7 protein-coding genes are annotated in these 8,537 nt (G+C 69.2%); 6 read left to right on the forward strand and 1 reads right to left on the reverse strand.

Going from position 1 to position 8,537, the window contains the following annotated elements; translation table 11 throughout:
- The first annotated feature begins 182 nt into the window (after positions 1–182).
- Positions 183–1,202, forward strand: a complete 1,020-nt coding sequence (locus ACFU53_RS44225; protein WP_384005561.1) for a WD40 repeat domain-containing protein — start codon at positions 183–185, stop codon at positions 1,200–1,202.
- Positions 1,203–1,239: 37 nt separating this feature from the next.
- On the opposite strand, the gene ACFU53_RS44230 is transcribed toward ACFU53_RS44225, so the two are convergent.
- Positions 1,240–2,007: a TetR/AcrR family transcriptional regulator gene (locus ACFU53_RS44230; RefSeq protein WP_384005571.1), complete on the reverse strand. Its 768-nt coding sequence runs from the start codon at positions 2,005–2,007 to the stop codon at positions 1,240–1,242.
- A gap of 216 nt (positions 2,008–2,223) precedes the next feature.
- Between ACFU53_RS44230 and ACFU53_RS44235 the strand changes: the two genes are divergently transcribed.
- From ACFU53_RS44235 to ACFU53_RS44255, 5 genes are all read left to right on the forward strand, one after another.
- Complete coding sequence (locus ACFU53_RS44235; protein WP_384005563.1) at positions 2,224–3,240, forward strand: ATP-binding cassette domain-containing protein; 1,017 nt, start codon at positions 2,224–2,226, stop codon at positions 3,238–3,240.
- Positions 3,237–4,073: an ABC transporter permease gene (locus tag ACFU53_RS44240; RefSeq protein WP_384005565.1), complete on the forward strand. Its 837-nt coding sequence runs from the start codon at positions 3,237–3,239 to the stop codon at positions 4,071–4,073. Before ACFU53_RS44235 ends, ACFU53_RS44240 begins: the two co-directional genes overlap by 4 nt.
- Positions 4,074–4,226: 153 nt before the next feature.
- On the forward strand, positions 4,227–5,783 hold the full coding sequence (locus ACFU53_RS44245; RefSeq protein ID WP_384005567.1) for a cellulase family glycosylhydrolase: 1,557 nt from the start codon (positions 4,227–4,229) through the stop codon (positions 5,781–5,783).
- A 492-nt stretch (positions 5,784–6,275) separates the two neighbouring features.
- Positions 6,276–6,638 (forward strand): hypothetical protein, encoded by a 363-nt coding sequence (locus ACFU53_RS44250; RefSeq protein WP_384005568.1) that lies wholly within the window; start codon positions 6,276–6,278, stop codon positions 6,636–6,638.
- Between the two features lie 226 nt (positions 6,639–6,864).
- On the forward strand, positions 6,865–8,481 hold the full coding sequence (locus ACFU53_RS44255) for an alpha/beta hydrolase (RefSeq protein ID WP_384005569.1): 1,617 nt from the start codon (positions 6,865–6,867) through the stop codon (positions 8,479–8,481).
- Positions 8,482–8,537 lie beyond the last annotated feature (56 nt).

Below are 8,537 nucleotides of genomic sequence, written 5' to 3' on the forward strand. Positions count from 1 at the left end.
GCCCTGCGGGCCTGAAAGACGACGGTCCTGCGGGCCGAGAAGCCAAGGGACGCAGCCCCTGCTTTTCAGGGGCGCGAGGAACTGCGCGAGAAGCCCCACCGGACCCGCACCCGCCAACGCACCGGAACCCCCACGGCGCTCCCCCACCCCACCCAGCGGAGCGAGATGGCAGGCTTGGGCGCATGCGCCGTCGCCCCCTCCCCTCCCTCCGCCGGTTCCGCGCCGGCTTCGCCGGTCTCGCCGCGATCATGCTCGCCGCTCTCCCGGCCACGCCCGCGGTCGCCGACGACGACGGGTTCACGATGAACGACTCGCGGATCACCGAGTCGAGCGGTCTCGCCGCGTCGCGTCAGCACCCGGGGGTCTACTGGACCCACAACGACAGCGACGACGGGGCGTTCCTCTACGCCGTCGACAGCGAGACCGGCGAGACGGTCGCCACGGTCACCATGACGGGCGTCGGCACCCCGCGTGACGTGGAGGCGATCTCCATGGGCCCGGACAACAAGCTCTACGTCGGCGACATCGGCGACAACCTCGGCGGCACCTGGGCGTACGTGTGGATCTACGAGCTGCCGGAGCCGAAGGAGCTGAAGGACCAGACGGTCAAGGCCACGCAGTACGTCGTGAAGTACGAGGACGGGGCGCGGGACGCGGAGGCGCTGATGGTGCATCCGAAGACCGGGCGGGTCTACGTCGCCGACAAGAACGAGGCGGGCGGGTCGCTGTACGAGGGACCGGCCGAGCTGTCCAGCTCTGGCACGAACGTGTTCAAGAAGGTCGCCGCCGTCCCCGACCTGGAGGTCACCGACGGCGCGTTCTCACCGGACGGCGAGCAGCTCGCCCTGCGCGCGTACTTCGGCGGCATCCTCTACGACTGGAACGACGGCAAGATCAAGAAAGTCGAGCGGCTGAGCGTGCCCCTGCAGCGGCAGGGGGAGTCGGTGACCTTCAGCACCGATGGCTCGAAGATCATGTACGGCAGTGAGGGGTCCGGCAGCTCGGTCGTCGCGCGGGACGTGCCCGGCGGCTCCGGAAGCGGCGGCTCCGGCTCGTCCTCCTCCGACGGGGACGGCTCCGGCACCACCCAGGCGGACGGCGACGGAACCAGCTCCACCTTCAAGGTCGGCGCCCTCGCCGTCGCCGGGGCGGTCGTCGTCGTATGGGGCTTCAAGCGGCTGCTGCGCCGGCCGTCGTCCTGAGCCGCCCGGCACCGGGCACCGGGAACGGTGCCCGGTGTCACCCCTCCGCGCCCCCGCCCCGCCGCCCGACGAACACCTCCAGCCCGTCCAGGATGCGCTGCAGGCCGAACTCGAAGTGGTCGAAGCCCGTGGCGAAGGCGTCCTCGGAGAGGCCGGCGAGGAGCGGGTAACGGCCGGAGGTCATGAGCTCTCCGAGGACGGGCGCCTGGGCCTTCCAGAACTCCGTGTCGGTGAGGCCGGACCGGTGCTCCGCCTCCTGCTGGTAGAGCTGGGTACGGGCGGCGCCGACGACATAGCCGTCCACGGCGATGATCACGGAGATCAGCTCGGGGTCGGTCAGCCCCATGGACTTGATACGGGAGAGAACCTTCTCCATGCCGTCCAGGGCGCTCGGGCCGAGGACCGGGCGGGACTGGTTGACCTGGAGCAGCCAGGGGTGGCGGCGGTAGAGGGTGAGGGTCGCGCGGCCCATGGCCTCCAGGGCGGAGCGCCAGTCGCCGTCGCCGAGGTCGGCGGGGTTCTCGGAGGGCCGCTGGACGTGGTCGAGCATCAGGTCCAGCAGTTCGGCCTTGCCGGGGATGTAGCGGTACAGGGACATGGTGCCGGTGCCGAGTTCGGTGGCGACCCGGCGCATGGAGAGGGCGTGCAGACCCTCCCCGTCGGCGACCTGGACGGCCGCTTCCACGATCCGGTCCAGGGTGAGCCCCGGCTTGGGGCCGCGGCTGGGGCGCCGGCCGGTGTCCCACAGCAGATGGAGCGTGCGGACGATGTCACCGCTGCCACTGGACTCCGTACCGCCGCCGATGCCGCCGATACCGTCGGCCCTGCCACTGGACTCCGTACCGCCGCCGATGCCGCCGATACCGTCGGCCCTGCCACCGGTACGGCCGCTGCTCGCGCTGTCGCCCGTACCGCCCTTGCCCCTTGTCATGGACCCGAGTTTAGGTCCTCGCAGGAAAACTGGGTACGTCGTACGCGCAATCGGGTACGGTGTACCCAGTTGGAGTCGGAAGGGGGACCCATGAGCGACGGAAGCGGCGCCGGAGGCGGCGACGGATACGCGGTGCGGGCGGAGGGTTTGGAGAAGCGGTACGGGGAGAAGCGCGCACTCGACGGCTTCGACCTCACCGTCCGCGAGGGCACGGTGCACGGCCTGCTCGGCCCGAACGGCGCGGGCAAGACCACCGCCGTACGCATCCTCTCCACCCTGGTGCGCGTGGACGGCGGCCGGGCGACGGTGGCCGGTCTCGACGTGGCGGCGCACCCGCGCGAGGTGCGGGCCAGGATCGGCCTCACCGGGCAGTACGCGGCCCTGGACGAGGTGTTGACCGGCCGTCAGAACCTGGAGATGTTCGGTCGGCTGTTCCACCTGGGCGGGAAGCGGGCGAAGGCGCGAGCCATCGAGCTGCTCGACCAGTTCGACCTCACCGACGCCGCCGACAAGGGCGTGGGCAAGTACAGCGGCGGCATGCGGCGCCGGCTCGACCTCGCCGCCTCGATGATCCTCGCCCCGGCCGTCCTCTTCCTGGACGAACCCACGACCGGCCTCGACCCGCGCAGCCGGGGCGAAGTCTGGGAAGCCGTACGGGAGTTGGTGGCGGGCGGCACGACCGTGCTGCTCACCACGCAGTATCTGGACGAGGCCGACAAGCTCGCCTCGCACATCACCGTCATCGACCAGGGGCGGGCCATCGCCGACGACACCCCGGACGGGCTGAAGAGCACGGTCGGCGGTGACCGCATCGAGGTCGTCGTCGCCGAGCGCGCCGACATCCCGCGCGCGGTGAAGGTCGTCGCCCGCGTCTCGGACGGCGAACCGGAGTCGGACGACACGGAGTTGCGCGTCCTCGCGCCCGTGACCGACCGCGTCTCGGCCCTCACCGAGGTGGCCCGCACCCTCCAGGACGAGGGCGTACGGGTCGAGGACATCGGCCTGCGCAGGCCGAGCCTGGACGATGTGTTCCTGCGACTGACGGGCCACCGCACGGAGAAGACCGACGAGATCAAGACCGAGACTGAGAAGGGGGCCGCCGTATGAGTGCCGTGGATTCGCGCGCCGTCGACCTGGAGGTGCCGAGCGCGCGCGGCCGTACGTACTGGCTGCTCGCCGACGTCTGGAACATCTTCCGCCGCGGCCTCACCCACTACCAGCGCCAGCCGGTCAACATCGCCTGGCAGCTGGGCTTTCCCATCCTGTCCGTGCTGTTGTACGGCTATGTCTTCGGCAGCGCCATGCAGGTGCCCGGCGGCGGGGACTACCGGGACTTCCTGATGCCGGGCATGTTCGTGATGACGATGGCCTTCGGCTTCATCAACACGGCGACGCTGGTGGTCCACGACTCCACGAAGGGGGTCATCGACCGCTTCCGCTCCATGCCGATGGCGCCGTCGGCGGTGGTCGCGGGGCGAGGCGTGACCGATCTCCTCGCCGCCTGCGCCGAGTTGGCCATCATGATGCTGACGGCCTTCGCGATGGGCTGGCGCCCGGACGCGGGCCTCGGCTTCCTGGCCGCGTTCGGCCTGCTGCTCTGGCTGCGCTTCGCGCTGATCTGGATCGGCGTCTGGCTGGGCCTGCTGGTCCCCAACCCGGAGGCGGCGGGCGGCCTCTTCGCGGTCGCGTTCCCGCTGACCATGATCTCCAGCATCTTCGTCGCCCCGCAGCTCATGCCCGACTGGCTGGGCTGGATCGCCGCCTGGAACCCGATCTCCTCCACGGCCGCGGCGACCCGCGAGCTGTTCGGGACGCCGGTGGGCGGCGGCGACTCCTGGATCGAGCAGAACGCGCTGCTGATGGCCGGGGTGTGGCCGGCGGTGCTGACGCTGATCTTCCTGCCGCTGGCGGTGCGGAGGTTCCAGAAGCTGAGCCGGTGACGTACGGCCCTGGCCAGGAAAAGGGCGTCCGGTGTATCAGGTGGCGCCGGACGCCTTGACGTGTCCATGTGACCTGTCTTCCATGGGAGGTGCGGGTGGTGGGAGCGCTCCCACCGGTTCCGGGCCCGTGCCTCCCGAGGAGGAAGCAGCGACATGTTCCGCAGCTTACGGAGAACCCTGGGCGCCCTGTGCGCGGCCGCCGCCGTGCTGGCGCTGCCCCTGACCGGTGGCGCGCACGCGGCCACCGCGCCTCAGGCGGGTGCGGCCGATGTCGGCACGGCCGCGGCCGGTGCCGGCTACTGGCACACCAACGGCCGTCAGATCCTGGACGCGTCCGGCCAGTCGGTCCGTATCGCCGGCATCAACTGGTTCGGCTTCGAGACCGCCAACCACGTCACCCACGGCCTCTGGGCCCGTGACTACAAGAGCATGATCGACCAGATGAAGTCGCTGGGCTACAACACCATCCGGATGCCCTACAGCGACGACATCCTCAAGCCGGGCACCATGCCCGACAGCGTCAACCACTCCGACGGCAAGAACGCCGACCTCCAGGGCCTGACATCCCTCCAGGTCCTGGACAGGATCGTCGCGTACGCCGGTCAGAGCGGCCTGAAGATCATCCTCGACCGCCACCGTCCGGACGCGGCGGGTCAGTCGGCGCTCTGGTACACCTCGGCCGTCCCCGAGACGACGTGGATCACCAACCTGAAGGCGCTGGCCACCCGCTACAAGGGCAACCCGACGGTCGTCGGCATCGACCTCCACAACGAGCCCCACGACCCCGCCTGCTGGGGCTGCGGCGACACGGCCAGGGACTGGCGCCTGGCCGCCCAGCGCGCGGGCAACGCGGTCCTGTCCGTCAACCCCGACCTGTTGATCCTCGTCGAGGGCGTCCAGACGCACAACGGCGTCTCGGGCTGGTGGGGCGGCAACCTGATGGGCGTGGCCCAGTATCCCGTGCAGCTGGATGTGGCGAACCGGGTGGTGTACTCGGCCCACGACTACGCCACGAGCGTCGCCCAGCAGAGCTGGTTCAGCGACCCGGCTTTCCCCGCCAACATGCCCGGTATCTGGGACAAGTACTGGGGCTACATCTTCAAGCAGAACATCGCGCCGGTGTGGGTCGGCGAGTTCGGTACGACGTTGCAGTCGACCGTGGACCAGCGGTGGCTGGCGGCCCTGGTGACGTACCTGCGCTCCACATCGACGTACGGCAACGACTCCTTCCACTGGACCTTCTGGTCCTGGAACCCCAACTCCGGTGACACGGGCGGGATTCTGAAGGACGACTGGCAGACGGTGGACACCGTCAAGGACGGCTATTTGGCGAGCGTCAAGGCTCCGGGCTTCCCGGCGGGCGGAGGCGGCGATCCGGGCGACCCGGGTGATCCCGGCGATCCGGGGACCGCCGCCTGCGCCGCCGCCTACACCGTGACCAACGACTGGGGCAGCGGCTTCAACGCCGAGGTGAAGGTCACCAACACCGGTACCACCGCGATCGGTTCCTGGAAGGTCACCTGGACCTGGCCAGGCGCCCAACGGGTGACGAACATGTGGAACGCGTCCCACACCCAGAGCGGCGCGACGGTGACCGCGACCAACGCGGCGCACAACGGATCGGTCGCCGCGGGTGGTTCGACGAGCTTGGGGTTCGGGGGCGCGCCTGGGGGTGGGGGTGTGCCGAGTGTGAGTTGTACGGCTGCTTAACGGGTGCTGCGTGAGATGGGGTGCCCGGTGACGGCCGGGCCCCCGTCGCCTAACGAGCCGCGCGCAGGGCCCCGCAAGGGCCTTCCTCGCTCTCGCTCTGAAGAGGAGCTCCCGACGCGTGACGAACATCTGGAACGCGTCGCACACCTCGGCTGCGTGAGTTGTACGGCTGTGAGGGGCGTGGTGTGAGATGGGGGTGCCCGGTGGCCGCTGGGTGCTCCCATCGACGTAGGGCAGGGTTGTGTGTGGGGGCTTCGTTCTGTGAGCCGGGGTGGGGGCAGAGGGATGTGTGTGCTGGATGCGGGGGCCAGAGAGGCTGCCGTCGTTCGGTTTCTCCGCGAGTATCCGGAGGCGGGGGAAGCCGATGGCGGCCACCCCGCGCTTGCGGGCTGCGCCGATGCCGCTTGGTCGCAGGTTCCCGGGTGTCCTTCTGGGGTCCCGGCCTTGCTCCGTGGTCTCCTCGACCCGGTCGCCGGTCCCGAGGCTTTGCGCGTGCTGGGCAACGTTCTGATGGACGGCGTCTTTCGTGTGAGTGCGGCGATGCCGGTCGCCCTGCCCTTCCTGATCCGGCTGGCAGCCGTCCCTGGCAGTGCTGTGCGCCCCGGCCTGGTCGACCTGTTGGTCGTCGCCGCGGAGTTGTCTCAACCCGTCGACGGGGACAACGAACGACAGGTGCGGCTCCTCGGCAACGACTGCGATCACCCGGAACGCGCATGGTGCAGGGCCGCGTTCGCCGCACATGCCTCCGCGCTGTGCGCGTTGCTGGAGGACGGGACTCTCGCGGACGGACTGATCAGCGCAGACGACCGCGAGTGCCTGCTCAAGGCCGTGGAACCGCAGCGAGATCCCTCCTGAATACCGTAGGCCGGCACTCGGCCCGCATCGCTGCGCTCCCATCGGGCGGCATGTCCCGGATTAGTACAACTGCCCCTTTCTGTGAGGCACTTGAGTGTTTCCAATGACTCAATTCGGTCAAGTCTTGGTCGAATAAGTTCTTGTGTGGCGTGCTCTTCCGGAACCATGCGGCACGGGCCGCGTACCTCGCGGACCTGAACCCCCCTCACCGTTGCGAGAGAACTCCATGAGAAGAAGCGCAGCCGTGCTGTGCGGCGCCGGTGTCGTACTGGCCGGGACGCTCACCGCCGTCCCCGCCAACGCCAGCGGGTCGTCCGCCGCGAACACCGTCCAGGCCGCCGCCGCGAAGGTCGCCTGGAAGAAGTGCGCCACGGACGACTATCCGACGCTTCAGTGCGCGTCGGTGAAGGTGCCGCTCGACTACGCGAAGCCCAGCGGGAAGAAGATCACGCTGGCGCTGTCCCGCGTGCCGCACACCTCGAAGACGTACCAGGGCCCGTTGCTGGTCAACCCGGGCGGCCCCGGCGGCAGCGGTCTGACGCTGGCCGGATTCGTCGCGTCCTCGCTGCCGAAGAAGGTGGCGGCGCAGTACGACGTCATCGGCTTCGACCCGCGCGGAGTGGGCGCCAGCAAGCCCGCCTTGAACTGCAAGCCGGGTTACTTCAACCCGGTGCGCCCCGACTCCGTGCCCAGCACGTCCACGATCGAGAAGGCCAACGTCTCGCGCGCCCAGTCCTTCGCCAAGGCCTGCGGCACGAAGTACAAGGACGTCCTGCCGTACATCAACACGATCAGTGCCGTGAAGGACCTGGAGTCGATCCGGAAGGCGCTCGGCGCGAAGAAGATCAACTACTTCGGTTACTCGTACGGCACCTACCTCGGCGCGGTCTACGCCAAGCTGTACCCCGAGCGCGTGCGGCGCCTGGTGCTGGACTCGATCGTCGACCCGACGGGTGTCTGGTACGAGGACAACCTTGACCAGGACTACGCCTTCGACAAGCGCCACAAGGCGTTCACGAAGTGGGTCGCCAAGTACGACTCCACGTACAAGCTCGGCACCGACCCGAAGAAGATCGAAGCCAAGTGGTACGCCATGCGGGCGGCCCTCGCCAAGACGCCCGCGGGCGGCAAGGTGGGCGCCTCCGAGCTGGAGGACACCTTCATCCCGGGCGGCTACTACAACGGCTACTGGCCCTTCCTCGCCGAGGCGTTCGCGGCCTACGTCAACGACAAGGACGCCGACCCGCTGGTCGAGGCGTACGAGAACTTCGCCGCCATCGACTCTTCCGGCGACAACGGCTACAGCATCTACACCTCGGTGCAGTGCCGTGACGCGTCCTGGCCCCGCGACTGGAAGAAGTGGACCAAGGACAACTGGGCGGTCTACAAGAAGGCACCGTTCATGGCCTGGAACAACGCCTGGTACAACGCGCCGTGCGCGTTCTGGCCGACCAAGTCGCTGAAGCCGGTGAACGTCGCCAACTCCAAGCTGCCGCCGACGCTGCTGTTCCAGGCGACGGACGACGCGGCCACCCCGTACCAGGGCGGTGTCACCGTCCACAAGCTGCTCAAGAAGTCCAGCCTGGTCGTCGAGCAGGGCGGCGGCAACCACGGCATCACGCTGAGCGGCAACAGCTGCCTAGACAAGTACCTGGCGACCTACCTCACCAACGGCAAGGTGCCCCACGGCAAGGGCAAGGTCGACGCCACCTGCAAGAAGCTGCCCGACCCGAAGCCGTCGGCCGCGCAGGAGAGTTCGGCCCAGTCGACGCTGAGTTCGACGCAGGGGCCGGCCGCGACGAGCGGTGCCACCCTGCACGGGATCCTCGGCTTCCGCGGCTGAGCATGGCTGCCTGAGCATCCCCCGTACGGCGATGACGAGGGCGCCCCGCGTATCGC

The organism is Streptomyces sp. NPDC057474 (assembly GCF_042802555.1).
In the GTDB taxonomy this organism is placed as follows: domain Bacteria; phylum Actinomycetota; class Actinomycetes; order Streptomycetales; family Streptomycetaceae; genus Streptomyces.

What these genes read in the sequence shown, in the direction of transcription:
- ACFU53_RS44245 (WP_384005567.1), top strand. Translation starts at nt 4,227, where the DNA reads ATGTTCCGCAGCTTACGGAGAACCCTGGGCGCCCTGTGCGCGGCCGCC.
- ACFU53_RS44225 (WP_384005561.1), top strand. Translation starts at nt 183, where the DNA reads ATGCGCCGTCGCCCCCTCCCCTCCCTCCGCCGGTTCCGCGCCGGCTTC.
- ACFU53_RS44235 (WP_384005563.1), top strand. Translation starts at nt 2,224, where the DNA reads ATGAGCGACGGAAGCGGCGCCGGAGGCGGCGACGGATACGCGGTGCGG.
- ACFU53_RS44255 (WP_384005569.1), top strand. Translation starts at nt 6,865, where the DNA reads ATGAGAAGAAGCGCAGCCGTGCTGTGCGGCGCCGGTGTCGTACTGGCC.
- ACFU53_RS44240 (WP_384005565.1), top strand. Translation starts at nt 3,237, where the DNA reads ATGAGTGCCGTGGATTCGCGCGCCGTCGACCTGGAGGTGCCGAGCGCG.